Here is a 26710-nt window from a genome sequence, read left to right on the forward strand (position 1 = left end):
GGTTTTATTGTTAACCTAAAATAAAAATGAGTTGACAAAAAAACCTCTTCCCCTTAATCTATTTGTACAGATAAGACAGGGGGAAATATCATGCAAAAGAAGACAAGAACAGCTGACTTTGTGCTCGTCGGGATGTTTGCTGCACTCATGGCTATCGGAGCCAATATCACATCCATTGTGCCATTTTTACAGGTCGGCGGAATCCCACTTACGATGCAGCCGTTTTTTTGTGTGCTTGCTGGTCTTTTGTTGGGCAGACGACTTGGCGCATTGGCCATGATTGTCTATGCTCTTGTTGGGATCGCTGGTGCACCTGTATTCGCACAGTTCTCGGCGGGTCTCGGCGTTATTTTAGGAAAAAGCGGTGGCTTTGTGTTATCATACATTCCTGCTGCTTGGCTTGCCGGATTCATTCTTGAAAAAAGACAAAACCCTGGTTTTGGCCGCTTTTTATTTGCAGCCATTGCAGGAACGACCGTGATGTATGTGATCGGGACAACTTATACATACATCGCATTAAATGTATGGCTGAACGCACCAATCTCTTATCAAACTACATGGTTCTTCATGATTTGGTTTATGGTAAAAGACTATGCGCTGACCATCCTCCTTGCGATGCTGGCACCTAAAATTTATCGATCTGTTTCAAAAGCTACATCCTTTCGAAAAGAACAAACAGCTTCCTAATATCAGAAAAGGTTCCTCTACTCTACGAGTAAGGAACCCTTTTTTCATTTTATAAAATAATTGCCGCAAGCCAGCCGAACAAGACGAGCGGGATATTATAAAAGGCGAATGTTGGGACACATGTACCCCAAATGTGGTGATGCTGTCCATCCATATTCAGTCCAGATGTTGGTCCGAGTGTACTGTCGCTTGCAGGTGAACCTGCATCTCCTACCGCCGCAGCTGAACCAATAATCGCAATAGTCGCCATCGGGCTGAATCCTAAGTGTAAACAAAGCGGGACAAAGATCGTCGTAATAATCGGAATCGTTGCAAATGATGAGCCAATGCCCATTGTCACTAGCAGACCCACCAGTAGCATTAAAATGGCCGCTAAGCTTTGGCTGTTTCCGATAAATTGAGAAGACGCCTTGACGAGAGATTCAATATCTCCTGTTTTCGTTAAAACATTGGCAAATCCAGCTGCAACAAGCATGACAAATCCGATAAATGCCATCATGTTCATGCCAGATGTAATCAGCGCATCTGCTTCATCGCGTTTCATCATTCCCGTTACAAACAAGACAAGCAGGCCTGCAAGCGCACCGAAGATCATCCCTTCGACTCCAAGGCTTTGAGAGAGATATAACTGAACAATAAGTGATACAAGGATCGCAAGTCCAGCAAAGAATAAGCTCTTTTTTGTATATGCTGATTTTTCTACATCCGTAATGTCACGATTCTCATATGTTTTTGGCTTACGATAGACAAAGAGTGAAACGATCAAGCCAAGAACCATGCCGCCTACAGGAATCAGCATCGCATACGGAATGTCTGCTAAATTCACTGTTAAACCTGCATCTTTCATGTTGTCACGAAGCATTCCGTGAAAAATCTGTCCAAAACCGACCGGAAGCAAAATATATGGTGCAGTAAGTCCGAAAGTCATCACACATGCTAGTAGTCTGCGGTCAATTTGAAGCTCGTTAAACACCTTTAATAATGGCGGGATTAAGACCGGAATAAAGGCAATATGAACAGGAACAACGTTTTGAGAAAAACAAGATACGATCAAAATGACCAGAATAATGAGCACTTTTGATAATGTTTTTCTTCTTGAATCGCCTTCTTTTCCAAGAAGCTTCACAGCTCCTTCGACCATGGCATCAGGAAGACCCGTTTTCGTCAGTGCGGCTGCGAATGCACCTAATAGTGCGTAACTAATCGCCACTGTCGCATTTCCGCCAAGACCGTCAGTGAACGCTTGAACTGTTCCCCCTAGACCTAATCCACCTGCAAGTCCGCCCGCTAAAGCGCCAAGTGCCAGCGCAATCACGACATTGACCCGCAGCAAGCTTAACATCAACATTAAAACAACCGCTAAAACAACTGCATTCATGGTGAAACCTCCGAAATCCTTTAGTTTACTAATGTAGTAGATAATTAAAGTACCAACGTATGTTACCATAGAAAATTTACTTCGTCAAATGGCGTATGTCCTACATAAAAAGCTCTGCCAGTTGGCAGAGCTCAGATTGTTGACAAAAAGCTAAAATGAATTTTATTTTAGCCCTTTGTCTTCTTTTCAGCGTGATAGAAAACCTTTGCAGTCTAGGAAGGACGAGCATCGGCGCGGAGCGAATTTGACATTCGTGAGCACCGAAGCGCAGGACTGACACCGAATGCGAGGGTTTGTCTACACGCTGAGCTCTGCCAGTTGGCAGAGCTTCCGTCGTTATTTCTTCGATTCAAATCGTTCCACAAATGTTGCTAATGATCTGACCATCACACCTGTTGCTCCTGTTGGACCAAAGCATGAAGGCTTTTCTGTCGTGGCTGTTCCTGCAATATCTAAGTGAACCCAAGGGGTGTCTTCAGCGAATTCCCCAATGAATGCACCTGCCATGATCGCATGACCATCACGACCTGGTGAGTTATTCAGATCAGCCATTTTGCTGTTTCTTACTCGTTTTTTATCTTTTTCGGTGATTGGCAGCTGCCAAATCATTTCCCCGCATTCTTCTGATGCCTCTTTAAACTGGGCATACAGTTCATCGTTATTGGTCATCACGCCTGTTGTTTCATTCCCAAGTGCCACAATGACACCGCCTGTTAATGTCGCAACATCCACAAGCACAGAGGCGCCATGCTGCTTCGCATAGGTCACACCATCTGCTAAAACAAGACGACCTTCTGCATCCGTGTTAAGCACTTCGATTGTTTTGCCGCTTAGTGAGACAATGACGTCATCTGGCTTCATCGCATCTGCTGAGACCATATTATCTGTTGAGGCGATGACCGCAATGACATTCTGCTCTGGACGAAGTTCACCGATGATTTCCATTGCGCCTAAAACAGAGGCTGAACCGCCCATATCTGTTTTCATCCCCACCATACTTGCTCTTGGCTTTAAGGAATACCCACCTGTATCATACGTAATGCCTTTACCGACAAGGCCGATGACGTCTGTCCATTCTTCCTTGCCTTGATATTTCAATACAATCAGCTTCGGTGGTTCTGTTGAGCCTCTATTAACGGCTAGAATACCGCCCATTCCGAGCTCTTCCATTTGTTCTTTATCTAAAATTTCAATCTCGAATTCATATTTATAAGCAAGCTCTGCCGCATAGGATGCAAGATCAGAGGACGTGAGCATGTTCGGCGGCATATTCACAAGTGTACGAGCCGAATTGACCGATTGTCCGTAGACTTCGCCCACTTTCAGACTTGCCTGAATTTCGGCAGCATCATGATCCGTTGTTGCATAAACAAATTCGATAAAGCGATCCGGTTCATTCGTTTTATGTTTAAAATCTTGTAATTCATATGTAGCTAAAAGGCAGCTTTCAGAAAGGGCATGGGCTGCATCTTGAACAGGCAGATCCTTTCCTGTAAATGTATCAAGCAAAACCGAAACTGCTTGCTTTTTATCTTGATGAAGCTTTTTAAATAAATGCGCAAACACTTCCTTTGCCTCTTCAAACGTGTAATCTGACTCCTTCCCAAGCCCGACAAAATAAATGCGTTTAATGCCGGTTTCAGGGGATGGGAAAAATTTCGAAAGCTGATTTCGTTTAGATGAAATATCGCCTTCTTTTAGTAATTCAGTGATTCTTCCTCCATGTAATTCATCCATTTCTTTTGCTTTTCCTGATAGTTGGCTCTTTTGAAAAAGTCCGATGGCCAGTGTATCTTTATGTTGCAACTCATTTGTCGAGAAAAACATATTTATCACACGCTCCTTCAATGAACTCCATATTTCACATTGGAACTTCTATTATATCAAAATTTATGTGCTGATACGATCATTGCCAGCCTGTCTTCCCTTGAAGAACATTTATATTTTGGCATGCGGAAGGGCATCATGAAAAAGCGGCAGCGATCCATAGCAGCCTGTCCATGGTCTCCTCGTTCCACATCTACTTTCTTTAATGTTATAATGAACATGGACTTGGCAACAGTTCTTACTGCCATCATTTTTTTATCTTACTAGGGTAAATACTTTATCATTTCGCACGTTATTTTTTCTTAAAGAGAGGATGTTTCTTGTTCATGAGCGTACTGACGAATTTTCCGCTGCTTGCCAGCCTTGCAGCCATCTTTTTTGCACAATTTGTAAAAGTACCGATTCAATTTATCATTTCTAGACGACTAGATTGGTCGCTCATTACAAGCACAGGCGGAATGCCAAGTTCACACTCCGCAGCAGTAACAGCACTCTCAACAGCAGTTGCTTTAGAGCACGGGCTAGGAACATCTATTTTTGCCATTTCCGCCATCTTTGCCATTATTACGATGTTTGATGCGACAGGTGTTCGCAGACAGGCAGGAGAACAGGCAACTGTCCTGAACAAACTGGTCACAGATTTTAACCGGTTTGTTGCCGAGGCAAAGAACTTCCCAAATGCGGAAGAAAAAGAGAAGCAAAAGAAATTGAAAGAGCTTCTTGGGCATAAGCCGATTGAAGTCTTCTTCGGCGGCTTAACAGGAATCTTGCTCACACTCATCTTAGATTATTACTTCATGTAGAAACGAAAAAGCTTTGGACCTTTTGAGATCCAAAGCTTTTTTATTCTTTATTGGCTTGAAACTGCTGCCTGAACACTTGCATCGATTCTGCTTCATTCAACTGATTTAAGTCTTTTTCTGTCAGCGTTCCTTCACCCTTTTTAATCACATAAACGTCCAGCACTTTTTTACCCCATTCTCTATACACATCATCAACCGTTTCATAATATAAATCAAGCTTATGACCTTTAATCGCTTTCCCAGTATCTGCGACTACACCATAGCCATAATTGGGGATAAACAGGACAGTTCCAATCGGAAAGACAGATGGGTCCGCTGCCACGGTTGAATATAAGTCACGTTTTACTTTGACGCCTGAATATGTAATGCCATATGCACGATGTTCTTTCGTCTTGCCTGTTGATTCTACTCCTGCTGTATAACCTGTGGCGACAACCTTTTGCTTCGGATAATCGTTCCAATTAAATGCTTCTTCGAGAGAAACAGCACGCAAATCGTCACTTTTCACCGCCATCGTCTGCCTTTTTGGATGCTTTAAAAAAGAAGATACGTGCTTACCGGCATCGTTCTCTTTCACCCATGCAGCTAAATCACTTGGTTCTACGCCAGATATGCCCGTAAAGCTTGTCATCAAGGCAAGCATAAACAGAACTGTCATGAACAATCGTTTCATCCATGTTTTCATTTCTATTTGTCACTCCTCTACCCATCTATTTGTTTCCAAACAAAATGGAAACTATGCAAAGGAGAAACAAAAAAACCCACTTGCGTGTAGACAAGTGAGTTAAAACATTTGATAGCCTCTTTTACGAAGGGCATTGATGACAAAACCAGAGGCAATGGCACCAATCAGACCGCTTAATAAAATGATGATATCTGCCGCAGCAAGAGAAACGATGCGGTCTCCTATCCCGGAAAAAGCAATGCCTGGTTCTCTTACATAAGCGATCATCTTTTGATTATTGATAATGAAAAGGCATACAATTGGATATAAAATTGCCATAATCCATGACATTCTCAGCAGCATATTCAGCAAAAAGCCAATGCCGAAGAATAACACGAAAAATAAAATAACTGAAATGATAACGACTGGTAAACTGATCACTTCATCTCCACCCCCAAATATCCCATCATTAGTTTAACTTGGAAATAGAGATGAAGTCAATCAATGGAAAAAGCCGTAAGATTAATGCTTCTTTCCTGTCCCTTTACATTCCTCACATGTTTCTGATCCGCCGAGCAATAACTGAAAGTATCCTTTTCCTGAACAATACTGACAAGTTGACTTTTTTTCTTTCGTTTGTGCATTCATATTGCTCACTCCTTAATCTAAATTTTCTGATAATTCATCATAACATATTTTTCTGTCCAGTACCAAGTGAGAAAATATTCCGTCAAACATGAAAAAACGTGTACCACAGGGATACACGTTTTTGTCTATATCGGTTTAGAAGAACTTGAATTTTCCTTTTTTCAGAACAAGTCCTGGTCCGCCAACCATGAATAATGAACGGTTGTCGATGATTTTTTTCATTGCAGAAGCTTTTGTTCCTTGAAGTTTTTTACCAAACGCAACACCTACAGCGTCGTGTTCACCAAGAGAAGCAACTGTTCCTTTGATGTCTGGCTTAAAGCTTTCAAGCGTGCCACCTTTTACTAGTGCTGCAAGGTTTTTCGCTACTGTTTCACCTTGCTGCATCGCAATTTGTGCAGTAGGTGGATATGGACGATTAATTTCTTCATTGATGATTAATGAGCAGTCACCGATGATGAATACATCTTCATTTTCTGGTACACGAAGATCTGGAGACACTTTTACGCGGCCGCGCATGTTTTCAAATCCAGCTTCTTCAACGATTGGGTTACCACGTACACCAGCAGCCCATACAACAGTTTCAGCTTTGATTTCTTCTGTATCATCGTCTTTTCCAACAATGATGCCTTCAGGCGTACATTCTTTGATCGCTGTACCGATTTTGAACTCAACACCTTTACCTTGAAGGTAGTTCATCGCATAGTCGATCAATTCAGGATCAAATCCTGGAAGAGCTGTTGGTGCAGCTTCTACACAGATAATACGCACGTCTTTTTGATCAATATCATACTCTTTGCAAAGCTCAGGTACACGGTTTCCAAGCTCACCAAGGAACTCAATACCTGTGAAGCCTGCACCGCCGACAACGATTGTCAGACGCTCTGGACGCTTTTCAGCATCTGTATTATAAGTCGCAAATTGAAGCTCAATATGCTCACGAAGCTGACGAGCAGAGTTGATGTTAGAGATTGAGAATGCATATTCTTTCAGTCCTGCAATACCAAATGTTTCAGGAACAGCACCAAGCGCAACAACAAGGTAGTCATAAGAAAGTTCGCCATCTGATGTCACAACTTTCTTCTCTTCCTTATTAATGCTTTCAACTGTTGCTTGTACAAAGTTGACACGGGAACTGTTAATCACATCTTTGATTTGATAACGACAACGGTCATGATGAAGAGTACCTGCACTTGCTTCATGTAACCATGTTGTTTCGTAATGATAATTGTGCTTGTTCACAAGAGTAATGTCCGCATCATTTGTGCCAAGCTGTTTTGTTAATCTTGTTACAGTCATTAATCCGCCATAACCTGCACCTAATACAACGATTTTCGGTTTATTCACTGGAATCACATCCACCTTTTTTAAATTTGCTGTAAAACGGATAAAGAATTACATATCGTTATTCTCAACCGCTTTGCGGCATTTTATGAAATTTAAACAAAAAAATAAGTATGTGAAAATCTGAACTTTCACCTACAAAAAACGAAAGCATTTGACCGTATCCGACAAAAATTCATAAAAAATTAATATTTAGTTCCCTTAACAATAATAGCGAGTTCTGCTCCTTTTTTCAAGGCTTTAAACTGAAAATCCTTAGGATAAACGGTCTTTCTCTCTTTTTTCCCCTTTTCACCGCATCGGCATCAAAAAACGACAAGTTTTTCAAAACAAGTCAAACGACGATATGTGGTATGATATGATATAGTGATAACAATTTTCATTTGGGAGGATTAAGGAATGCAAGAAGATTCTAAGGTATATGACATTACCGTTATCGGGGGCGGCCCAGTCGGATTGTTTACTGCGTTTTACGGAGGCATGAGACAGGCAAGTGTGAAAATTATTGAAAGCCTTCCTCAGCTCGGCGGTCAACTATCCGCTCTTTACCCTGAAAAATACATTTATGATGTGGCTGGTTTCCCAAAAATCCGCGCACAAGAATTAGTTGATAATTTAAAGGAACAAATGGATAAATTTGATCAAACCATTTGCTTAGAGCAAGCTGTGGAAACGGTTGAAAAACAAGCAGACGGTATCTTCAAACTCGTTACGAATCAAGAGGTTCATTATTCAAAAACGATCATCATTACAGCTGGTAACGGTGCATTCCAACCGAGAAAGCTTGAGCTAGATACAGCAGAATCATTTGAAGGAAGCAACCTGCATTACTTCATCAATGACTTGAACCAATTCGCTGGCAGACGTGTTGCTGTTCTTGGCGGCGGAGACTCTGCGGTTGACTGGGCACTGATGCTTGAGCCAATCGCAAAAGAAGTATCGATTATTCACCGTCGTGATAAATTCCGTGCACATGAGCACAGTGTAGAAAACTTGCACAACTCGAAAGTCAATGTGCTGACACCATTTGTGCCAACTGAGCTCATTGGGGAAGACCGCATTGAACAAATTGTGCTTGAAGAAGTGAAAGGCGATAAAAAACAAGTACTAGATGTGGACGACGTGATCGTCAACTTCGGTTTTGTTTCCTCCCTTGGACCAATCAAACAATGGGGCCTTGAAATCGAAAAGAACTCTATCGTGGTCAAATCCACGATGGAAACAAACATCGAAGGCTTCTATGCGGCAGGAGACATCTGTACGTATGAAGGAAAAGTCAAATTAATCGCAAGCGGATTTGGTGAAGCACCAACTGCTGTGAACAACGCGAAAGCTTACATGGACCCGAAAGCTCGTGTACAGCCTCTTCATTCCACAAGCTTATTTGAAAATAAATAAGAACGGATCAAAAAAAGGAGTTCCATCTGCGGAACTCCTTTTTTGTTTATTTAAAAATCCCAATATAGGCATTCGCCATTCCAAGTACCATTGCAGCAAGTAACACCACAACAATTCCTGCCACAACCAAAATCACCCGATCCTTCACGCGTTCCTTTTTCGGAAGCGGCTTGTCTATCCCGCAAGATGGACATGTTTTTGAACGATACGGAATCAGTTCATGACAGTTCCTGCAATTGATTTGTTCACTCAAACCTCAGCAACCTCTTTTCTGATGACAGTTTATGTTTGGTTCTCATGATACTCTTTTCGAGGGGAAATAGCCAGTTGTGAGGAGAAGCTGTAACAAAATTGAGCGATTTACAAATTGTTTAAGAAGGAATGGAATCAATGAAGGTTTGATTGGTTCAACCGATATAAGAAGGAGAAGATCGTCATGAAGGATAGGTGGAAAGATGATAAAGCGTTTCATGATTAGTTTGAGCTTGTTACTGATAATTGGCGGCTCAGTAGAAGTGTTCGCAAAAGACTATAACAAACACTATGCTCAATTCGCTGCCGGATTGAATATGGATGTTGATCAGCTAGAACCTTTTTTAACACATGTGTCTACTGCGATTTTAGATGCTGGTTTAAGTGATCGAGAAATCAAACAGATACTCACCAACGTTCAAAAAATGAATAAAAACAATGAAACAAAAAGAATGGGCACTTTTGAAGTGGTGTATCTTGGAGAACGAGCCAAGATAAAAATTGAGGTTGAAGTCCATGTGGAAGATGGCAATAAAGAAGTGGTGATCTATATGTTTAGCACCCAAGAGTTGGTGGATGTCTTGGATAAAGAACTTTTGAAAATAGAAGAACCAATTTGAGAAAGAGACGCTGAATGAGTGTCTTTTTTTCATTTTTACACCTTCATTGATCCCTTTCTATTGACCCTCACGTAACGTCATACTTTATAGTGAATATCATAAGGAGATGTGTTGAATATGAAAGTAAAAGAAGTCGCTAAATTGTTTGATATTAGTATTCGTACACTTCATCATTATGATCAAATTGGTTTGTTGACCCCAAAAGAAGTCACGGATGCTGGTTACCGGCTTTATTCAGAAGAAAACCTTGAAACACTACAGCAAATATTATTTTTCAGAGAACTGGGATTTAACTTAAAGGAAATAAAAGAAATCATAAACAATCCGTCATTTGATAAACATGAAGCATTTATATTACAACGAAAAATGTTGATGGAAAAACGAAATACACTCGATAGAATGATTGAAAATATTGACAAGACGCTAAAACATATAACGGGAGAAATTCACCTAACAAATAAAGAGAGGTTCAAGGGAATGAACATGAAATTCAACCAATATGAAGAAGAAGCTCGCTGTCGCTGGGGGAATCAGTCCATTGATAACGTGAACTTCAAATTAAGTCGATTGTCGAAAGATGAACAACATGATTTATCTTTGAGATGGGATAGAGTTTTTCAAAACTTAGCATCCCTCCGCAACCTCACTCCTCAATCCAAAGAAGTACAAGCCGCCATCAGAGAATGGTATGAATTTTTAAATCATCACTTTACTCAATACTCCCTCGAGGCATTTTATGGATTAGGTCAACTTTATATTCAAGATGAACGATTTACAAAAAATATAGATCAATATGGTGAGGGCTTGGCTTCATTCATGAGTGAAGCCATGAAAGTATTTGCTGATCAACAGAAAAGAGGTCCCAGCGATGAACATCATCATTGAAGATACAATCGCTCAATACGAAAAATTGTTTTCGCTGAAAGAAAATAAAGAACACTTTTTTCGATACAACATGATGAGACCTTTTGAAAAGATGTGGAATATGATAAACGTTCCGTTAAAAGCTACACAAAAAAATGGCTATGATGTCATCATGGCAACCAATATGCTTGGCTATCTTGATGTATCACAAACACAAACTGGTAAACAAGCGTTAAAAAAACTACAAGAAATTCAAGCTCTTCAAATGGCAAATACCACCTTGAACTATTGTATGAATTTTATCAAAAAACACAACCTTCATATAAATTCTGATGAATTGAGATTTGGTCTATATATAGCTGATCCGAAAAAGCTAGAACAACAAAAAGGGTATTGTGGCTTTGGAGGAATTCCGGGATTTATCCAATGCTCAATATATCCGAACTCTTATAACATCCCACGGATCCCCGCTCTAATTGCGCATGAATTCCATCATAATATTCGTTTTTCCTATTTTGAATGGGATTACGGAAATGTAACGGTTGGAGATTACTTAATTATAGAAGGTTTAGCTGAATCATTTGCAAAAGAACTTTATGGTGAAAAGATGCTAGGACCTTGGGTCACTTCTTTTGATCAACAGGACTTAGAATATTCAAAAGAAGTGATTAAAGACGCTTTATATACGAAAGGGTTTGCTGAGGTCAGTAGTTATATGTTTGGTGATAACATTGCAAAAGAACAAGGATATCAACCTGTCGGATTATCACCCTTTGCAGGCTATGCAGTAGGTTATCAAGCTGTACAATCTTTTATGAAAATGAATAATGTAGGAATTGAAGAAGCAACCGTACTTGATACAAATGAAATTTTAAAAAATTGCGGATTATTTTTCACCTAAACATTTTAATGAATTTCAAAGCAAATCGGTGTAATAATGAATTCTAATTATCGTACGAAACATACTGTATGCTCATGCTATATCTAATCATTTCAAATAGACTTGTTGAAAACCTTGTTAGAATTTTAAGCACCTTTAAAAAAGAACATAAAAAAACCTCCTCAAATTTATAATCTAATTGAGGAGGTTTTTATTCAAAATGGATTTACAGAATTCATTGATACTGAAATTCTAACACTCTTCCGGCGTACCGGTATTCGTGGCTGTTCTGAACGAAGAACCGCATCCGCATGACGCGATGGCGTTCGGATTGTCAATCGTGAAACCGCCGCCCATTAGTGATTGTTTGAAATCAATGATGGTTCCGTTCATGATGTCAAGGCTTTCGGAGTCGACAAGAACCTTGATGCCGTGCTGTTCGAACTGCGTGTCTTTCTCTGAGACTTCATGGTCAAAGCCCATCCCGTATGAAAGACCGCTGCAGCCGCCGCCTTTTACGCCCACTCGCAGGAACGCATTTTCTTCTTCATGTTCTTTCATCATATCTTTAATCTGCAATGCAGCAGCTTCTGTAATCGTTACTGGTGTACTCACGATCATCCCTCCTTTTGACTGGATGTTTCTTTTCAATTATAAACGTGATGTTGCCTTTTCTCAAATAAATGGTTTAGAGATAGAATGTGCCGTCACAAATCGTTTCAGCAGGTCCTGTCATCAGCACATGGTCATTGTCTTTCCAGCGAATGATGAGGTCTCCGCCAGCTAGATGAACGGTCATATCCGTTTCTTTTTTCGCATGTCCATTCACAATCGTTGATACAGCCGCAGCACATGCTCCTGTTCCGCACGCTTGCGTAATCCCTGATCCTCTTTCCCACACGCGAAAATGCAGTTCCGTTTCACTGACACGTTCCACAAATTCTACATTGACGCCTTCTGGAAACATGTCATGCTTTTCAATGATTGGCCCAAGCGAATCGAGCGGCGCCTGTTCAATGTCTTCTAAATAGAAAACGATATGGGGATTCCCCATTGAAACGGCTGTTCCATTTAAGGTCGTCGTGCCAAAATCAAGCGGTTCATTAATCGTTGTACTGGCCGGTTCACCAAGCATTGGCATCGCTTCTTTTTCAAAACGAGGTTTCCCCATATCTACTGTTACTAAATGAACGTGACCATCCTGCACATGAACGGTCGCTTCAACGAGTCCTGACAATGTCTCAATCTGGAACGTTGTGTCCGTTACGATTTGATGCTCATACACATATTTTGCAACACAACGCAGACCGTTACCGCAGTTTTTCCCCTCTGATCCATCATTGTTGAAAATGCGCATCTTCACAGGCGCAACATCTGATGGGCAAATGAGGATCATTCCGTCTGAACCGATACCTGTATAAACAGAAGAAACGCGGATCGCTATCTCTGACAGCTGCTCTTCTGGAAGCTGTTCCTTCATCTGATTGACATATATATAATTGTTTCCTAGTCCGTGCATTTTTGTGAATTGAAATGATGTCATGAGCGTCCTCCAAAAATGTTGTTTCTTTATAGTATAAAAGGAGTCGATTCAGGAGACAATCTTATCATCCCCCGTTTTTCATACATAGAAGCTCTTTGCTGCCATGGCAAAGGGCTTTTATTATGCATATGCCTCTTTTTCTCTCGTGTGATGCTTCATTTTGATGATATTTTATTAGCATAACATATTGGATGCGCTTTCTACATTTTCTCCTGAAAAATGGAAACTGAATATATGAAAAAATGCACCTCATGACCCATGTGGTGCATTTAAAACATGTCGTTTTCCTCTATAAAAGCATAAATACGCTCAACTAGCTGCTCTGCATTTTCTCCAGAAACAAATTCTCCATTCACAAGGGCAAATGGGGAGTCCATACATTTGCCGCAGTAGCTTAAACAACCGTATTCCATTACATCTAAGTTTGGGTCTTTTTCAAGTTTCTCTTTTGCTTCTTGAGACCCTTGTGCAAGATTACTTACACAAAATTCGATCAGTGGAAACACTGTGCTTCACCTCACATTTGCCTTACTATCCTACCGAAATTCCTTCTATTAGTCAAAACATGAGCTTCAATAAATCGTTACGCCTATTCCCCGTAAAATGTTTTACTATTTAGGACTAAGTAATGAATATGTAGGTTATTTTGAAACAATTATTGTGGTTTCACAGTAAATTCGATATAATTTTATTTGGTATTTTAACTTAAAGTTTTTTAGTATAAGTGTTTTTCAATGTCTAGGGGGAAAAGGAGAATCGTCATGAAAAATTTAGTCTTGATCGGCGGAGGTTACGGGAATATGCGGGTTCTCCACCGCTTATTGCCAAATCAATTACCTGATGATGTTACTATCACATTAATTGATCGAAATCCTTACCACTGTTTAAAAACAGAATATTATGCACTTGCTGCTGGAACGATCTCTGATCATCACATTCGAGTATCTTTTCCAGAGCATCCGAAGCTGGATATTCAATACGGGGAAGTAGAAAAAATTGATATTGAAAACAAACAGATCTTATTTAGCGACCGTGAACCGCTTCCATATGATGATACGGTAATCGGACTCGGCTGTGAGGACAAGTATCACAATGTCCCTGGTGCGAAAGAACATACATACAGCATTCAAACCATTGATCAGTCAAGACATACGTATAACAAATTAAACAATTTGAGTGCAGGTGCAACGGTTGGTATCGTCGGTGCTGGACTTAGCGGGGTAGAGCTGGCCAGTGAACTGCGTGAAAGCCGTTCTGATTTAAACATCATTCTTTTTGACCGCGGAGAACTGATTCTTTCCAGTTTCCCAAAAAGATTAAGTTTATATGTACAAAAATGGTTTGAAGAAAATGATGTGAAGATCATTAACTGCGCCAATATTACGAAGGTTGAAGAAGGAGTTGTGTACAACCATGACGATGCCATTGAAGCAGATGTCATCGTGTGGACAGCAGGAATTCAGCCAAGTAAAGTCGTGCGAGATATGGATGTTGAAAAAGACGCCCAAGGCCGTGTCGTCTTAACTCCTCATCACAATCTCCCTGGAGATGAGCATGTCTATGTCGTAGGTGACTGCGCAAGCTTGCCGCACGCACCAAGTGCACAGCTTGCCGAGGCACAGGCAGAGCAAATTGTGCAATCTCTACAGAAACGCTGGAAGAACGAGCCGCTTCCTGAGACTTACCCGCAGTTTAAGTTAAAAGGCGTACTTGGCTCTTTAGGGAAAAAAGCCGGCTTTGGTTTAGTGGCGGATCGTCCGCTTGTTGGTCGTGTTCCAAGACTCTTAAAATCTGGACTTCTTTGGATGTACAAGCACCACAATGGATAAAATGATGTGAATTTCTTCTCAAAGCTCCTTCTAATGAAGGAGCTTTTATTATGAAACGGCATGTGCCGATGGATGGTTCACTTTGATAGGAGCAAGCGCAAGGATGCAGTCTTTACGAAACGTTCTGATCGTCTTCTTCGATAAACAATACGCTTGTATGAACTGTTCAGTTTGACGATGTACAATGATTTTTCGTTTCGAGCACTCTCCATTTTTCTTCATATAAATCATATCAATCGGTATTTGTTGATGAAGAGATTGTTTTAGTAAATAATTCATGATGCTCACGCTCCTTTCATCTCATTATATACGAACAAACGTTCTAAATCAACCTAAAAGGAACGTTTGTTCGATTTATTTTTCTAAAAAAAGAACAGCTCATTCACTGCTCTCTTCGTACCCGTATTTCTCCATTTCTTGATAAATATCTTTTAATTTCGGATTGCCCTCTCCAACAATTTGATCCTCAACAAGGACAAGCGGATAAAAGAATTCATCATCAAGAATTCGTTCAGACAATTCTTTTTGGCGTTCGTTTTCAGGCGGGTGCTCAATATCGATATATGTGATGCGAAACGGCTGATTTGGATATTTTCGTTTTAATGCTGCATCTAGCCACTCAAATGTATCTTTTGAAGAAGGCAGATTCACGCAACTAGCGCACAGGACATCTCTTCCATATACATAAAGGTCAACGGTTTTGTTCATTTGACAAGCCCCCTATTCTTTCTTTATTTTAGCTGAATTTTCTGTATGAAAAAAGTCAAAATCACTTTTTGTTTCAAGATGAGATTGTGCTATAATGAGAAGGAAACTTTGAAACCAATCAATAGATTTTTATCGTCCAGATGAATATAATGGTGATATGTTGTGAAAGGAGCGATTATATCTAATGACTGAAGTCGAAATGAAAGACCAAGTACAGGAAGTACTGGACAAACTTCGTCCATTTCTATTACGTGATGGTGGAGACTGTGAGCTTGTAGACATTGAAGATGGCATTGTGAAATTACGCCTTCTTGGTGCATGCGGCAGCTGCCCAAGTTCAACCATTACATTGAAAGCCGGTATTGAGCGCGCATTATTAGAAGAAGTACCTGGCGTTGTAGAAGTTGAACAGGTTTTCTAATTCATATATGACATGAAAACGACCCTTACTGGGTCGTTTTTTAATTGTTGACAAAGGGCTAATTTTAGCCCTTTGTCTTCTTTTCAGTGTGATAGAAAACCTTTGCAGTCTAGGAAGGACGAGTACTGGCGCAGAGCGAATTTGACATTCGTGAGCACCGGAACGCAGGACTGACACCGAATGCGAGGGTTTGTCTACACGCTGAAACGACCCAATCAGGGTCGTTTTTTAATTAGGATAACTTCTCTCTAAACCATTCTTGAATAAAGGTCAGTCTTTGAATACGCTGCCCAGGGTGGCCGCTTCTCGATAAATCATGAGAAGCCTTGGGAAACTTGACTAATCTCGTGTCTTTTCCAAGTTCCTTCAATGCCACAAAAAGCTGTTCTCCTTGATCGACTGGGCAGCGGTAGTCTTCATCACTGTGCAGGATGAGAAGTGGTGTATTCACCTGTTTTACATACTTTAGCGGCGAACGATCCCATAGCTTATCAACAGAGTCATAAATATCCCCATCAATCTGCCATTTTGTAAAGAAATAGCCGATATCACTGATGCCATAAAAGCTAATCCAGTTCGAAATAGAACGCTGTGTAACAGCTGCACGGAAACGGTCTGTCTGTCCGACGATCCAGTTGGTCATAAAACCGCCATAGCTGCCGCCTGTTACGCCAAGCCTTGTTTCATCAAGAAAGTCATAGGCTTTGAGCACATGATCAACAGCCAGCATGACATCCTCATAATCAACGTCACCATAGCTGCCTCTTACCCGGTCTGTAAACATCTGTCCGTATCCATGACTGCCATGAGGATTGATGTACACAATCGCATACCCTTCAGCGGCGAGCATTTGAAATTCATGAAAATACGTATGACCGTACATCGCATGCGGCCCACCATGAATTTCTAAGATTAGTGGATATGTCTTCCCCTCTTCCATATGAGCAGGCTTCATAAACCAGCCATGTACAACGTCTCCTTCTTTTGACTGGAAAGAAATTGGTTCAGGTTCGGATATGACATGTTCCTTTAGAAAGTCATCATGCTCAAACGTGATTTGCTTGAGTGAGGATTCCCCTAAAGTCAGCTCATACAGCTCACTAGGCGAGACAGGCGAAAGACGGCTGATCAGCATTTTTGATTCGTCTGGATGAAGACTGAAATTCGTCACATGTTCTGCCTCTAAACGAACGGGATAGGCTAAGCCCTCAATAGAGAAATAATAAATTCCGGTACTCCCTTGATCAGAAACAAGCGCATAAAACCCCTGACTATCCTTTGTCCATTGTGGAAACTGATTGGCCTCACCCATAACACTATCCCCTGCCATACAGTTTCCTATATACATATCGAGCATTTCTGACAGTTGAACGGTCTTTTTCTCCTTCAGATCATACAGCCACAATGATGGGAAGGTTGCATTCTGAAATTCACGCTCGTGTCCAATGTACAACAGGCTTTCTCCATTTGGAGAAAATGATACGGTCGAGTAAGCGCCTGTTGATTGGGTGATTTTCTTGGATGTACCGTCCTCTAATGACAGGAGACAGATATCACTTATGTAAAACGTCTGCGGGTTGGATTGAATATAGGCGAGCCACTTCCCGCAAGGAGAGACGACATGATTCACATGATGATGCTGCTCACTCGTAACCGTCTCTACCTCCCCTGAGCAGACATCGATTTGTACAATTTGCGTCAGACGCCCGTCTAAAAAGCCTCTGCCATCTGCTTTATAAGTCAAATCATCATATACGGCCGGAGCAAAGTCATCGCACTCTTCCTTTTTTTCATCATGAACAGATTCTTCTTGTTTTAATGAGACCGCTGCATAAATGAACGCTCCATCCGGTGAAAATACAGGATGAGATACGCCGTAAGGAATATTCGTTAAAGTACGAATGCCGCCGCCATCGCTCTGAATGAGTGCGAGCTGAGGGACTTCCTTTGGCTTCTGCAAAATAAACGCAAGCTGCTTCCCGTCATTTGACCACACTGGCTGATGATGCTTTCCATCATCGAATGTCCATTGTGACAGCTCCCCTGTCCCTTCATCTCGAACCCATAAATGAATATTGTAATCATCCTTTTTTTCATTCACCGATACTTTTGTAAAAACAGCCTTTTTTCCATCTGGTGAATAGACTGGATGAGAAACAGACACGATTTGTGTTAAATCCTCTGCTGTTATCAATTTCTTCATCAATAGATCTCCCCCTTTTATGTATCAAAAATAGTTCGCTTCTCTAAATAATAATCCCTGCTTTTGTTGTGAAAAACAAGGATAAAAAAAGAACGTGCTCATTTATAGCACGTTCTTCATTTGATTCACAGAATGATGCTCGACGATGACACCTTCTACCGGCACCGTCAGCACATCTACTTCACAATGCGGGAAATTTTGGGCAAGCTGCTTTTTCAGCGCTTCTCCCTTCCCTTTTTCCACTAAGGTCAAAATAGTCGGCCCAGCACCGCTTAATGCTGTTCCATACGCGCCTTTTAATGAAGCAACGTGCTCCACCTTTGATAGCTCTGGGACAAGCATCGTGCGGTATGGCTGATGAAATAAATCTTTATTCATCATTTCCCCTACAAGCGGCCAGTTCTGTGTCATTAAGGCGGCAACAAGGACGTTACTCACTGCACTCGCACTCACGGCCTGTTTATAGGAAAAATCCTCTGGCAGGACATCACGGGCATCCTTTGTGAGCACTTCATAAAAAGGAATCACGACGACGACATCTACATCCACATGCTGCACTTTAACGGCATGTGTCTTGTCTTCTTCATGAAGACCGATGAGTAAACCACCGAATAAAGAGGCACCCGCGTTATCTGGATGACCTTCTACCTCACTTGCAAAAAAGAGTTTCTGATCATCGGTCATCTTTAATTCAAGCAACTGATTGGCGAGCTCAATAGCGGCGACAATGGCAGCAGCGCTGCTGCCCAGCCCCCTTGCTAATGGAATATTACTCCACACTTTGACATGAACAGGCGGGAGTGTTTTTCCAAAGTCATCTGCGACCTTTTTAGCTGTTTGGTAGATCAGATTATCGGTGCCTGATGGAATACCAGACACAACATCTGTTTCTGCTTCAAACAGCCAGCTATCATGGTCATAGACCGATAGCTTTAAATAGCGGCTGAGCGCCATTCCGACTGAGTCAAAGCCTGGTCCTAAGTTGGCAGTGCTTCCCGGTACTGTGATTGAAAAAAGCATGGAGGCGTTACTCATACGCGTGCGGCCTTTTCTAAATGTTCAAGAATTTGATCTTCATCTGCATCTAGTGTGACCGGTTTGATGTGTGAAATATCAATCGCCGAATTCGGATCTTTTAATCCGTTTCCTGTCAGTACAGCGACGACTTTACTGCCTGGCTTAATTTCTCCAGATTTCACTTGTTTGAGCACACCTGCAATTGATGCACAAGACCCTGGCTCTGCAAACACACCTTCTTCACGTGCGATCAATTGATAGGCATGAAGAATTTCTTCATCTGTCACTTCATCAATTTTCCCGTTCGATTCATCTGCCGCTGCTACAGCTTGCTTCCAGCTTGCAGGGTTTCCGATGCGAATGGCTGTTGCGACTGTTTCTGGCTGCTCAATGACTTCATTTCGAACGATGGCTGCAGCACCTTCTGCTTCAAAACCACGCATGACTGGCAGTCCAGTGCCTTTTTTCTCATGATATTCTTTGAAGCCTTTCCAGTACGCTGTAATATTCCCCGCATTTCCAACAGGAATCGCCAGTACGTCCGGTGCGGAGCCTAGCTGCTCACAGATTTCAAATGCCGCTGTTTTTTGTCCTTCAATTCGGTATGGATTGACGGAGTTAACAAGTGCGATCGGTGCTTTTTCACAGATGCTGCGGACAATTTTAAGTGCATCATCAAAGTTGCCGTCAATGGCAATGATCTCTGCTCCGTACATGACAGCCTGCGCCAGCTTACCGAAGGCAATTTTTCCATCTGGAATGATGACAATACATTTCATATCAGCGCGCGCCGCATAAGCTGCCGCTGCTGCAGACGTATTCCCTGTCGATGCACACATGATCGTATCATTGCCTTCTTCTTTTGCCTTTGCGACGGCCATGACCATCCCGCGATCCTTAAAAGAACCTGTAGGGTTGACGCCTTCTGTTTTCACATGAAGTTCAATTCCTAGTTTTTCGGAAAGCTTTGCGAGATGAATCAGCGGTGTGTTTCCTTCATTTAATGTTAGTTTAGGTGTTTGTTCGTTTACTGGTAAGAATTCTTGAAATTCTTCAATGAGTCCATTCCACTTCATCAGCTTAAACCGTTCCCTTCTACTCGGTACGTGCTCTTCACTTGAACCACCACGTCGAGATCGTTTAATGTTTGCAGGATATTTGAGAAATCTTCTTCTGATGTCTGATGTGTAATAATCACAATTTCAGCCAGCTCATCATGCCCTTTGACAGGAAGCTGCAGGATCTTTTCAAAGCTGATGCCTCTTTCAGAAAAAATCGATGTAATGCGGGAGAAAGCTCCGACTTGATCTCTCACATGTATTCTTAAAAATTGCTGAGCAAATACTTCGGATGATGATTTGATTTTCTTCTCAAATTGCGGTGCAATAAATCCACTGCCATTCACACCAAGACGCATGTTTTTCATAACAGCGACTAAATCTGAGACTACAGCTGTTGCCGTTGGCAGGCTGCCTGCTCCAGGTCCGTAAAACATCGTTTCTCCGACAGCACTTCCGTAAACATAGACAGCATTAAATTCATTGTTGACGGAAGATAACGGGTGATGATCAGGAAGTAAAGTTGGCTGTACGCTGACCTCCACTTTCTCTCCGTCTCTTTGGGCAATTCCAATCAGCTTCATTGTATAGCCAAAACGTTTACTGAAATTAATGTCCTCATCCGAGATGTCCGAGATGCCTTTCACTTTCACATCCTCTAAGTCTACATTCATGGAAAAGCCGAGTCTTGCCAGGATGGCCATCTTTCTTGCCGCATCTAGCCCTTCTACATCCGCCGTCGGATCTGCTTCTGCAAAGCCAAGATCCTGCGCTTCTTTTAATACATCTTCATACGCGCTTTTATCGACATTCATTTTTGTTAAAATAAAGTTCGTTGTCCCGTTCACGATTCCCATCATTTTTGTGATGCGGTCAGAGGCTAAACCTTCCTCTAGTGTACGCAAAATCGGAATCCCACCTGCGACACTTGCTTCATAGTAAAGGTCACAGCCGTTTTCTTTTGCTACATGTAAAAGCTCTGTGCCATATAGCGCCATTAAATCCTTATTGGCTGTAATGACATGCTTCTTCTCATTTAATGCATCTATTAAATATTGTTTTGTCTCTTCAATGCCGCCCATCACTTCAATAATGACGTCGACCTCTGGATCTCGAATCACATCGTATACTTCAGTTGTGAAGACCTCTCTTGCCACATCCACATCTCTTTTTTTATCGGGATTGCTCACAAGCACTTTTTGTATTAATACCGGACAGCCGATCTGGTGCATTAATTTATCCTGATGATCTTGAATAATCTTAACGACACCGCTCCCCACTGTTCCTAATCCTAGTAGTCCAACTCGAATTGCCTTCACCTGAAATTCCACCTTTCTCCGTAAATGTCCTCTCTAAAAAGACATTTGTTAACCTAACACAGACATTCAATGTACACACATTATAAAGGGGTATCCTCATTTTGACAAGGTAATAAAATAAGAGAATATGAGAATGAAACCGCTTAACAGCTATTTATATCAAGATTCTATATTTTCAAAATATTTTTGTAAGAAAAGCTCCCGAAGCCGGGAAGCTTGAGATTACGCCTGAACTGGCGTTTTGGCTTGCTGATCTTGCAGGACAAGCGCAATATTTTCAGCACATAAATGCATCATGTTTTTTCTCGTTTCAACACTCGCACTTCCGATATGAGGAAGCACTGTCACATTTGGTAATGTCGTTAACGGGTGATCTGAGCTGACTGGCTCCTTGCTAAATACATCCAGACCTGCTCCTGCAATTTTTCCTGTCGTGACAGCATCATATAAAGCATCTTCGTCTACCGTCTGCCCTCTGGAAACGTTGATGAAGTAAGCCGTGTTCTTCATCTGCTCAAATGCTTTCTTATTAAACATTTCTTTCGTTTCAGGCGTTAAAGGCGTTAAACAAACGATGAAATCAGACTGCGTAAGCAGCTCATCAAATGCGGCATAGGTCACACCTAGTTGCGCTTCTGCTTCTGGCTTTCTTGAACGATTATGATACAGAACATTCATATCAAAACCTTTTGCCCGCTTGGCCAGTGCGGTTCCAATACTGCCCATTCCGACAATCCCTAACGTTTTATGATGCACATCAGCACCAGCTAGAAGAAGCGGTCCCCAGCCTGTCCAGTTCCCATCCTTAATCCAATCACTCGCTTCGACAATTCGTCTTGCTGACGCCATCAAAAGCGCAAAGGCTAAATCAGCCGTCGATTCTGTTAAGACGTCCGGTGTATGACATACCGTGATCCCGTGCTTTTTAGCTGCCTTTAGATCAATATTGTCATAGCCGACCGCGAGATTCGCGACCACTTTTAGATTTGGAGCATTTGATAAAAGTGCCTCATCTACTTGATCTGACAGCATCGTGAGCAGCCCATCTGCTTGAGCCGCTTGTTTTTCTAACTCTTCTCTTGGACACGGCTCATCCTCGCTCGTCCACATGTCAATATGAGCGACTTCTTTTAATGGTGTAAGTGTTGTTTCATCTAGCTTTCTTGTGATATAGACATAAGGTTTCGTCAAGAAGAACACTCCTTTGGTTGATTTCTTTAAGCATAACGAAAAACGCCTCAAGAGAAAAGAGACGTTTCGTCTGTTCACTGAAACTTCAAATCAGCGGATTGATGAATCCATCCAACAGGAGGAATGAGATGCCCACCGCTGCGCATGGCACTCAATTCTTGAAACACCTTGAGAAAATATTCGTAGCGGTTCGCATCATTTAAAACGTAATCTAATCGTTCTTCATAATAAGATTTTTCATTTTCTCCTGACATATAATAACCTTCGACAATTTCAAAATAATGAAGCGGAAACAGAAGACGGCTGTACAGCAGACGCTTTGAAAATGATGAAAGAGGCGTAACCTGCTCATATTGCTGCAAAAAGGAAAATCCCTCTTCAATTAAATCCTCCTTATGCTGGACAAAGGTTTCTCTTAAATATTCCGCGATATCTCTTGTTGGATGGTCAAATACCCAGTCAACAGGTAAACGAAGCGGCTGCTCATGTGGCCAGGTCATACGTGAAAAGCGCTGATGACAAACAGTACCTGAATCACATTCTTTCGGTTCATCATCAAGCTCTGTATCCACTAAATATTGAATGGCATTTTCCGTTAATCCGAGATAATACGGAAAGGATTCAATAAATTTCTTTTCAAATCGTTCAAGTGGTTTTTGATGCATTTGCTGCATCCAAAAGCCTTCCAGCTGGTCTAACCGTTTTGCCCATAATTCCTTCCAAGCTCCGACACGTTTTGTTTCAGACACCTCATAAGGAAACCCTCTCCCTCTGACATGAAAAGCCGCCAGCTCTGGTGCGTGCTGAAATGAGCGGCTTGTAACCCGCGGTGCTGCCTTTAATAGAGCGTACAGTTCTTTTCCATGGGTAAAAGTCGGTTTCTCTTCGTTTGTTAATTCAAACACGGCAACGTATGGGTCACCGTCATTCAGTAAATACTGACTGATATGATAAAGCTCTGTGAGTTCTTCTTCTCGCAAATGAGACACGGGAACAATGATGAAGAGAGCTTTCGCCGTTTGAAAGCTCTGATAACTGCCATATGGCATAAATTGACGCACATCAATACCAAATGTGTGATAAATGGTTTCTTTCATGATTTCACCTGCGTTCATAAAATCAGTCTCTTATCATATCGTAGTCGCAGGTTGAGGGATTTATGAATACTATTTACTATCCGAAGCTTTTTCACACGTTGTGGACAAATTACGAGGATTGGGTGAGGAACATGCCGCATCATCATGAGATGAACGAAGTAGAAAAAACAGCAAGACGCCGTTTACAAGAACGAGGCGTAACCATTCAAGATATAGCAGACCTTGTCTTCTTTTTACAGGAAAAATATCATCCTGGCTTAGACATGACAGAGTGCATCCACAATGTGGAACGTGTCATCGCAAAACGTGAAGTCCAAAATGCCATCTTAACAGGCGTTGAACTAGACGTTCTCGCTGAGCAAAAAAAGCTGACAGAACCGCTGCAATCCATTCTTGAAACAGATGAAAGTCTATATGGGGTTGATGAAATTTTATCCTTTGCCATCGTTAATATTTATGGCTCCATCGGCTTTACGAATTACGGATATATCGATAAAGAAAAACCAGGGATTCTTGGGAAACTCAACGATAAATCCTCAGGCGAATGCCACACCTTTTTAGATGACATTGTCGGTGCTATTGCTGCGGCAGCATCAAGCAGACTGGCACATAGTGCGAGAAATGCAGAATAAAACACAAAAGAGGACGTGCGTCTCACGCTTGTCCTCTTTTCATTAAGATAATCGTTCAATCCACTCAGATAATGAATCAATGACATAGGTTGGCTGTTTGTCATATTTCTGAAGCAGCTCCTTTGTCGTGACGCCTGTATGGACAAGCAGTGTATCCATCCCTGCATTCATCCCTGCCATAATATCGGTATCATAGTTATCGCCCACCATGAGCGTCTCTGACACATCTGTCCCGAGCACCCGCATGGCCTGTTCCATAATGATAGACTCTGGCTTTCCGATAAATGTTGGCTGCACTGTTGTTGTAACCGTCAGCACAGATGTTAACGATCCATTTCCAGGTAACAGCCCTCTTTCTGTCGGAATGGCAATATCTCCATTTGTTGAAACAAATTGTGCACCTTGACGGATCGCAATGGCTCCTACCGCTAGTTTTTCATATGTAATACCGCGGTCTATTCCAACGACAACGAAATCAGCGTCTTCTTGACCAAACGACAAGCCTTTTTCTTCGATGGCCTGCTGAATGCCTTCTTCTCCGATCACATACACCGAGGCATCTTTCTTTTGTTCTGCGATATAGTTTGCCGTCGCCATACTTGTTGTAAAGACTTGCTCTTCCGTTGCTGGAATATCGAATGAAACCAGTTTCTCTGCTACTTGCTTCGGTGTGCGTGAAGAGTTATTCGTGACAAACAAATAAGGGATGTTCAACTCATTTAACTTGTGAACAAATTGCCCCGCCTCTTCAATCTTTTCTGTTCCTTTATACATCGTCCCGTCTAAATCAATTAAATAGCCTTTGTATTTCATGCTGCTTACAACTCCAATGGTTTATTTAAACGCTGATACTGGTCCAAGCTCCTGCTCCAAGTAAGTGCGAATTCGATTCGGGAAGACTTGCAGCGCCTGTTCTACCTCACTGATGACCTGCAACAAATCGTGATGAACCACTTCTTGGTATTGCTGAACAAGTGTTTTACGGCACGAGACCAGTTTTTTCAGGTGAGTGCCTTCTTCTGTTGGTACAACCTTTTCGTCCACAAGAATATCCATGATGTCGTCATAGCTTCCCGGGTCCCGCATGATAAAGCCGTCAATCATATCATTTCCTGTATCAAGAATACATTCGACGAGCAAATGAACAATTCGTTCCAGCGCTTTTTTTTCTAAAGGGCTTGACCATGTTTGATGACTGCGCATCAAATCATATTGCTCCTCAAAAAAACGTAATGTCTCTTCAATCTTCTTTCTGTCTACGAAATACATCATGACGCTCCCCTTTGCGTTATTTTCTAATCCGCTTTAAGACAAAATAGGCACAGCCAAAATTACAGTATTCATAAATGTATTCATCGAGTGTACTGATTTTTGTATCGAATGTGGCCTTTTGGTTTTGGTCATCAAAAAACCCCTTCAGCCTAAGCTGGTTGTAGCCCCAATCCCCCACAATATAATCATACTTATTTAAAATATCTGAGTACCTTGCTTTAAACGCTTCCTCATCAAAGCCGTCTTTGATTTCTCTGACAAGATCAAAGGTAGCATTCTGAATGACGATCATCTTCTCACCTCTTTTTAAACGATCCATCTTTAATGATAATTCATTGGAACAACTCCATCAATTGCTAAAGCATGTTTTTTCCGATTTAGCCGAAGCTAAAGAAAAAAGGAGGTCACATTTATGATGAAACAACTCACAGCCACTATTCTCCTATGCATGCTTTTAGGCGGGTGCGGCTTTCAATCAGGCATGAACCGGCAAGTGGATGAAGATTCTTCCAGCAAGACAATCCGCCTGTCTGATCGTCATGAAGGAAATAATTCCAACATGCCAGAAGCAGATACGAATCGAGCAGGCTATGTTCGTTATCAGCGCCAGCAAGTAACCGATCAAAAGGAAAGAACCCCTGCTTTAAATCGTGAGCACCTTGCCCACGTGATTACAAGTTTAGCCATCCAGCTGCCAAATATAAAGGATGCAGCAACACTTGTCACAGACGAGGATGCCCTCATTGTGTATCGAACAGGCAACAAAAACCGAGATGAATCAGCCGATCAAGTGAAAAAAACAGCGGTTTCTGTTCTCCCTCGTTATTATCATGTGTACGTCTCTGATAACCCAGAGCACTTTCAATCCATTGCCAATTTTTCACGTCTTCAAACCAATTCACGTGATTTTGATCAAATTTTAACAAAAACGATTCAACAAATGAAATACTCTCCTCAAGGCGGAGACATTTCAACGAAAGAAGATGCCAATGGCATGACGAATTCCGATCGGACCATGAGACGAAACGCACCTTACGGCCAAAATTAATACGAGA

Annotated in this window: 30 protein-coding genes and 1 pseudogene; 10 read left to right on the forward strand and 21 right to left on the reverse strand. The window is 41.6% G+C overall.

The window, feature by feature from the left end:
* The first annotated feature begins 90 nt into the window (after positions 1-90).
* Complete coding sequence (locus ACTJKA_RS11730) at positions 91-687, forward strand: biotin transporter BioY (protein ID WP_008345905.1); 597 nt, start codon at positions 91-93, stop codon at positions 685-687.
* A gap of 49 nt (positions 688-736) precedes the next feature.
* On the opposite strand, the gene ACTJKA_RS11735 is transcribed toward ACTJKA_RS11730, so the two are convergent.
* Both ACTJKA_RS11735 and ACTJKA_RS11740 read right to left on the reverse strand, forming a co-directional pair.
* The gene (locus tag ACTJKA_RS11735) at positions 737-2065 is read right to left on the reverse strand and encodes a Na+/H+ antiporter family protein (protein ID WP_345911079.1); all 1329 of its coding nucleotides are present in this window, start codon (positions 2063-2065) and stop codon (positions 737-739) included.
* Between the two features lie 336 nt (positions 2066-2401).
* Positions 2402-3892: a leucyl aminopeptidase gene (locus ACTJKA_RS11740; protein ID WP_048002194.1), complete on the reverse strand. Its 1491-nt coding sequence runs from the start codon at positions 3890-3892 to the stop codon at positions 2402-2404.
* 326 nt (positions 3893-4218) lie between these two features.
* Between ACTJKA_RS11740 and ACTJKA_RS11745 the strand changes: the two genes are divergently transcribed.
* Positions 4219-4695 carry a divergent PAP2 family protein gene (locus ACTJKA_RS11745; protein WP_008346791.1) on the forward strand — a complete coding sequence of 159 codons (477 nt, stop codon included), beginning with the start codon at positions 4219-4221 and terminating at the stop codon, positions 4693-4695.
* A 40-nt stretch (positions 4696-4735) separates the two neighbouring features.
* On the opposite strand, the gene ACTJKA_RS11750 is transcribed toward ACTJKA_RS11745, so the two are convergent.
* The 4 genes from ACTJKA_RS11750 to ACTJKA_RS11765 all read right to left on the reverse strand — a co-directional run bounded on the left by ACTJKA_RS11750 (position 4736) and on the right by ACTJKA_RS11765 (position 7360).
* A complete protein-coding gene (locus ACTJKA_RS11750; RefSeq protein WP_046526543.1) occupies positions 4736-5380 on the reverse strand; it encodes a 3D domain-containing protein in 645 nt (214 codons plus the stop codon).
* 99 nt (positions 5381-5479) lie between these two features.
* Positions 5480-5800, reverse strand: a complete 321-nt coding sequence (locus ACTJKA_RS11755; protein ID WP_003212933.1) for a YuiB family protein — start codon at positions 5798-5800, stop codon at positions 5480-5482.
* A gap of 81 nt (positions 5801-5881) precedes the next feature.
* Positions 5882-6007 carry a YuiA family protein gene (locus tag ACTJKA_RS11760; protein ID WP_008346797.1) on the reverse strand — a complete coding sequence of 42 codons (126 nt, stop codon included), beginning with the start codon at positions 6005-6007 and terminating at the stop codon, positions 5882-5884.
* 135 nt (positions 6008-6142) lie between these two features.
* Complete coding sequence (locus ACTJKA_RS11765) at positions 6143-7360, reverse strand: NAD(P)/FAD-dependent oxidoreductase (RefSeq protein WP_162149727.1); 1218 nt, start codon at positions 7358-7360, stop codon at positions 6143-6145.
* 390 nt (positions 7361-7750) lie between these two features.
* On the opposite strand from ACTJKA_RS11765, the gene yumC reads away from it, so the two are divergent.
* The gene (yumC, locus tag ACTJKA_RS11770; protein WP_039181175.1) at positions 7751-8749 is read left to right on the forward strand and encodes a ferredoxin--NADP reductase 2; all 999 of its coding nucleotides are present in this window, start codon (positions 7751-7753) and stop codon (positions 8747-8749) included.
* A gap of 46 nt (positions 8750-8795) precedes the next feature.
* Here yumC and ACTJKA_RS11775 read toward each other — a convergent pair whose 3' ends face one another.
* Positions 8796-9002 carry a hypothetical protein gene (locus ACTJKA_RS11775; protein WP_008346803.1) on the reverse strand — a complete coding sequence of 69 codons (207 nt, stop codon included), beginning with the start codon at positions 9000-9002 and terminating at the stop codon, positions 8796-8798.
* Positions 9003-9204: 202 nt separating this feature from the next.
* On the opposite strand from ACTJKA_RS11775, the gene ACTJKA_RS11780 reads away from it, so the two are divergent.
* From ACTJKA_RS11780 to ACTJKA_RS11790, 3 genes are all read left to right on the forward strand, one after another.
* Positions 9205-9621: a hypothetical protein gene (locus ACTJKA_RS11780; RefSeq protein WP_345911080.1), complete on the forward strand. Its 417-nt coding sequence runs from the start codon at positions 9205-9207 to the stop codon at positions 9619-9621.
* Between the two features lie 117 nt (positions 9622-9738).
* On the forward strand, positions 9739-10506 hold the full coding sequence (locus ACTJKA_RS11785; RefSeq protein WP_017367975.1) for a MerR family transcriptional regulator: 768 nt from the start codon (positions 9739-9741) through the stop codon (positions 10504-10506).
* On the forward strand, positions 10490-11386 hold the full coding sequence (locus ACTJKA_RS11790) for a DUF2268 domain-containing protein (protein WP_017367976.1): 897 nt from the start codon (positions 10490-10492) through the stop codon (positions 11384-11386). Before ACTJKA_RS11785 ends, ACTJKA_RS11790 begins: the two co-directional genes overlap by 17 nt.
* A gap of 231 nt (positions 11387-11617) precedes the next feature.
* Here the strand turns inward: ACTJKA_RS11790 and erpA are convergent, their stop codons facing one another.
* From erpA to ACTJKA_RS11805, 3 genes are all read right to left on the reverse strand, one after another.
* Positions 11618-11980 carry an iron-sulfur cluster insertion protein ErpA gene (gene erpA / locus ACTJKA_RS11795; protein ID WP_008357254.1) on the reverse strand — a complete coding sequence of 121 codons (363 nt, stop codon included), beginning with the start codon at positions 11978-11980 and terminating at the stop codon, positions 11618-11620.
* Positions 11981-12053: 73 nt separating this feature from the next.
* Positions 12054-12908 carry a diaminopimelate epimerase gene (gene dapF, locus ACTJKA_RS11800; RefSeq protein WP_057079129.1) on the reverse strand — a complete coding sequence of 285 codons (855 nt, stop codon included), beginning with the start codon at positions 12906-12908 and terminating at the stop codon, positions 12054-12056.
* A 269-nt stretch (positions 12909-13177) separates the two neighbouring features.
* Entirely contained in the window at positions 13178-13414 is a 237-nt protein-coding gene (locus ACTJKA_RS11805; protein WP_008346813.1) for a YuzB family protein, read from the reverse strand.
* Between the two features lie 255 nt (positions 13415-13669).
* Between ACTJKA_RS11805 and ACTJKA_RS11810 the strand changes: the two genes are divergently transcribed.
* A complete protein-coding gene (locus tag ACTJKA_RS11810) occupies positions 13670-14737 on the forward strand; it encodes an NAD(P)/FAD-dependent oxidoreductase (RefSeq protein WP_058213651.1) in 1068 nt (355 codons plus the stop codon).
* 48 nt (positions 14738-14785) lie between these two features.
* On the opposite strand, the gene ACTJKA_RS11815 is transcribed toward ACTJKA_RS11810, so the two are convergent.
* Both ACTJKA_RS11815 and ACTJKA_RS11820 read right to left on the reverse strand, forming a co-directional pair.
* Positions 14786-15016, reverse strand: coding sequence for a hypothetical protein (locus tag ACTJKA_RS11815; RefSeq protein WP_008346816.1), 231 nt, complete (start codon positions 15014-15016; stop codon positions 14786-14788).
* Between the two features lie 99 nt (positions 15017-15115).
* Positions 15116-15445: a YuzD family protein gene (locus tag ACTJKA_RS11820; protein ID WP_008346819.1), complete on the reverse strand. Its 330-nt coding sequence runs from the start codon at positions 15443-15445 to the stop codon at positions 15116-15118.
* Between the two features lie 121 nt (positions 15446-15566).
* Between ACTJKA_RS11820 and ACTJKA_RS11825 the strand changes: the two are divergent.
* A pseudogene (locus tag ACTJKA_RS11825) lies at positions 15567-15866 on the forward strand (NifU family protein).
* A 232-nt stretch (positions 15867-16098) separates the two neighbouring features.
* On the opposite strand, the gene ACTJKA_RS11830 reads toward ACTJKA_RS11825, so the two are convergent.
* The 6 genes from ACTJKA_RS11830 to yutH form a co-directional block, all read right to left on the reverse strand.
* Positions 16099-18069 carry a S9 family peptidase gene (locus ACTJKA_RS11830; RefSeq protein WP_265786136.1) on the reverse strand — a complete coding sequence of 657 codons (1971 nt, stop codon included), beginning with the start codon at positions 18067-18069 and terminating at the stop codon, positions 16099-16101.
* Between the two features lie 102 nt (positions 18070-18171).
* Positions 18172-19104, reverse strand: coding sequence for a homoserine kinase (gene thrB / locus ACTJKA_RS11835; RefSeq protein WP_440607769.1), 933 nt, complete (start codon positions 19102-19104; stop codon positions 18172-18174).
* Positions 19101-20162, reverse strand: a complete 1062-nt coding sequence (thrC, locus tag ACTJKA_RS11840; protein WP_440607770.1) for a threonine synthase — start codon at positions 20160-20162, stop codon at positions 19101-19103. Before thrC ends, thrB begins: the two co-directional genes overlap by 4 nt.
* Positions 20162-21463 (reverse strand): homoserine dehydrogenase, encoded by a 1302-nt coding sequence (locus tag ACTJKA_RS11845; RefSeq protein WP_017358915.1) that lies wholly within the window; start codon positions 21461-21463, stop codon positions 20162-20164. The genes thrC and ACTJKA_RS11845 overlap by 1 nt, the downstream gene beginning before the upstream one ends.
* A gap of 222 nt (positions 21464-21685) precedes the next feature.
* Positions 21686-22654 carry a 2-hydroxyacid dehydrogenase gene (locus ACTJKA_RS11850; protein ID WP_440607771.1) on the reverse strand — a complete coding sequence of 323 codons (969 nt, stop codon included), beginning with the start codon at positions 22652-22654 and terminating at the stop codon, positions 21686-21688.
* 74 nt (positions 22655-22728) lie between these two features.
* Positions 22729-23769 (reverse strand): spore coat putative kinase YutH, encoded by a 1041-nt coding sequence (gene yutH / locus ACTJKA_RS11855; RefSeq protein WP_007500419.1) that lies wholly within the window; start codon positions 23767-23769, stop codon positions 22729-22731.
* A 113-nt stretch (positions 23770-23882) separates the two neighbouring features.
* Between yutH and ACTJKA_RS11860 the strand changes: the two genes are divergently transcribed.
* Positions 23883-24383 carry a phosphatidylglycerophosphatase A family protein gene (locus ACTJKA_RS11860; protein WP_024719755.1) on the forward strand — a complete coding sequence of 167 codons (501 nt, stop codon included), beginning with the start codon at positions 23883-23885 and terminating at the stop codon, positions 24381-24383.
* Between the two features lie 42 nt (positions 24384-24425).
* Here ACTJKA_RS11860 and ACTJKA_RS11865 read toward each other — a convergent pair whose 3' ends face one another.
* Genes ACTJKA_RS11865 through ACTJKA_RS11875 form a run of 3 tightly spaced genes read right to left on the reverse strand, consistent with a single transcriptional unit; the run spans position 24426 to position 25947 of the window.
* The gene (locus ACTJKA_RS11865) at positions 24426-25196 is read right to left on the reverse strand and encodes a TIGR01457 family HAD-type hydrolase (RefSeq protein ID WP_008346835.1); all 771 of its coding nucleotides are present in this window, start codon (positions 25194-25196) and stop codon (positions 24426-24428) included.
* Between the two features lie 21 nt (positions 25197-25217).
* A complete protein-coding gene (locus tag ACTJKA_RS11870; RefSeq protein ID WP_024719757.1) occupies positions 25218-25652 on the reverse strand; it encodes a DUF86 domain-containing protein in 435 nt (144 codons plus the stop codon).
* 19 nt (positions 25653-25671) lie between these two features.
* Positions 25672-25947, reverse strand: a complete 276-nt coding sequence (locus tag ACTJKA_RS11875; protein ID WP_008346837.1) for a YutD family protein — start codon at positions 25945-25947, stop codon at positions 25672-25674.
* Between the two features lie 120 nt (positions 25948-26067).
* Here ACTJKA_RS11875 and ACTJKA_RS11880 point away from each other — a divergent pair, with 120 nt between their 5' ends.
* Positions 26068-26703 carry a YhcN/YlaJ family sporulation lipoprotein gene (locus ACTJKA_RS11880; RefSeq protein WP_007500413.1) on the forward strand — a complete coding sequence of 212 codons (636 nt, stop codon included), beginning with the start codon at positions 26068-26070 and terminating at the stop codon, positions 26701-26703.
* Positions 26704-26710 lie beyond the last annotated feature (7 nt).

Origin of the sequence: Bacillus sp. 22190, assembly GCF_052045575.1 — a bacterium.
Taxonomy (GTDB): domain Bacteria; phylum Bacillota; class Bacilli; order Bacillales; family Bacillaceae; genus Bacillus; species Bacillus altitudinis.

Bases quoted from the DNA above. Each gene is read 5' to 3' on its own strand.
- yumC (WP_039181175.1), top strand. From the start codon at position 7,751: ATGCAAGAAGATTCTAAGGTATATGACATTACCGTTATCGGGGGCGGC.
- ACTJKA_RS11865 (WP_008346835.1), bottom strand. From the start codon at position 25,196: ATGAAATACAAAGGCTATTTAATTGATTTAGACGGGACGATGTATAAA.
- ACTJKA_RS11880 (WP_007500413.1), top strand. From the start codon at position 26,068: ATGATGAAACAACTCACAGCCACTATTCTCCTATGCATGCTTTTAGGC.
- ACTJKA_RS11860 (WP_024719755.1), top strand. From the start codon at position 23,883: ATGCCGCATCATCATGAGATGAACGAAGTAGAAAAAACAGCAAGACGC.
- ACTJKA_RS11810 (WP_058213651.1), top strand. From the start codon at position 13,670: ATGAAAAATTTAGTCTTGATCGGCGGAGGTTACGGGAATATGCGGGTT.
- ACTJKA_RS11790 (WP_017367976.1), top strand. From the start codon at position 10,490: ATGAACATCATCATTGAAGATACAATCGCTCAATACGAAAAATTGTTT.
- thrC (WP_440607770.1), bottom strand. From the start codon at position 20,162: ATGAAGTGGAATGGACTCATTGAAGAATTTCAAGAATTCTTACCAGTA.
- dapF (WP_057079129.1), bottom strand. From the start codon at position 12,908: ATGACATCATTTCAATTCACAAAAATGCACGGACTAGGAAACAATTAT.
- ACTJKA_RS11745 (WP_008346791.1), top strand. From the start codon at position 4,219: ATGAGCGTACTGACGAATTTTCCGCTGCTTGCCAGCCTTGCAGCCATC.
- ACTJKA_RS11750 (WP_046526543.1), bottom strand. From the start codon at position 5,380: ATGAAAACATGGATGAAACGATTGTTCATGACAGTTCTGTTTATGCTT.
- ACTJKA_RS11740 (WP_048002194.1), bottom strand. From the start codon at position 3,892: ATGTTTTTCTCGACAAATGAGTTGCAACATAAAGATACACTGGCCATC.
- ACTJKA_RS11730 (WP_008345905.1), top strand. From the start codon at position 91: ATGCAAAAGAAGACAAGAACAGCTGACTTTGTGCTCGTCGGGATGTTT.
- ACTJKA_RS11815 (WP_008346816.1), bottom strand. From the start codon at position 15,016: ATGAATTATTTACTAAAACAATCTCTTCATCAACAAATACCGATTGAT.
- yutH (WP_007500419.1), bottom strand. From the start codon at position 23,769: ATGAACGCAGGTGAAATCATGAAAGAAACCATTTATCACACATTTGGT.
- ACTJKA_RS11875 (WP_008346837.1), bottom strand. From the start codon at position 25,947: ATGATCGTCATTCAGAATGCTACCTTTGATCTTGTCAGAGAAATCAAA.
- thrB (WP_440607769.1), bottom strand. From the start codon at position 19,104: ATGAGTAACGCCTCCATGCTTTTTTCAATCACAGTACCGGGAAGCACT.
- ACTJKA_RS11735 (WP_345911079.1), bottom strand. From the start codon at position 2,065: ATGAATGCAGTTGTTTTAGCGGTTGTTTTAATGTTGATGTTAAGCTTG.
- ACTJKA_RS11830 (WP_265786136.1), bottom strand. From the start codon at position 18,069: ATGAAGAAATTGATAACAGCAGAGGATTTAACACAAATCGTGTCTGTT.
- ACTJKA_RS11785 (WP_017367975.1), top strand. From the start codon at position 9,739: ATGAAAGTAAAAGAAGTCGCTAAATTGTTTGATATTAGTATTCGTACA.
- ACTJKA_RS11820 (WP_008346819.1), bottom strand. From the start codon at position 15,445: ATGAACAAAACCGTTGACCTTTATGTATATGGAAGAGATGTCCTGTGC.
- ACTJKA_RS11870 (WP_024719757.1), bottom strand. From the start codon at position 25,652: ATGTATTTCGTAGACAGAAAGAAGATTGAAGAGACATTACGTTTTTTT.
- ACTJKA_RS11780 (WP_345911080.1), top strand. From the start codon at position 9,205: ATGATAAAGCGTTTCATGATTAGTTTGAGCTTGTTACTGATAATTGGC.
- ACTJKA_RS11760 (WP_008346797.1), bottom strand. From the start codon at position 6,007: ATGAATGCACAAACGAAAGAAAAAAAGTCAACTTGTCAGTATTGTTCA.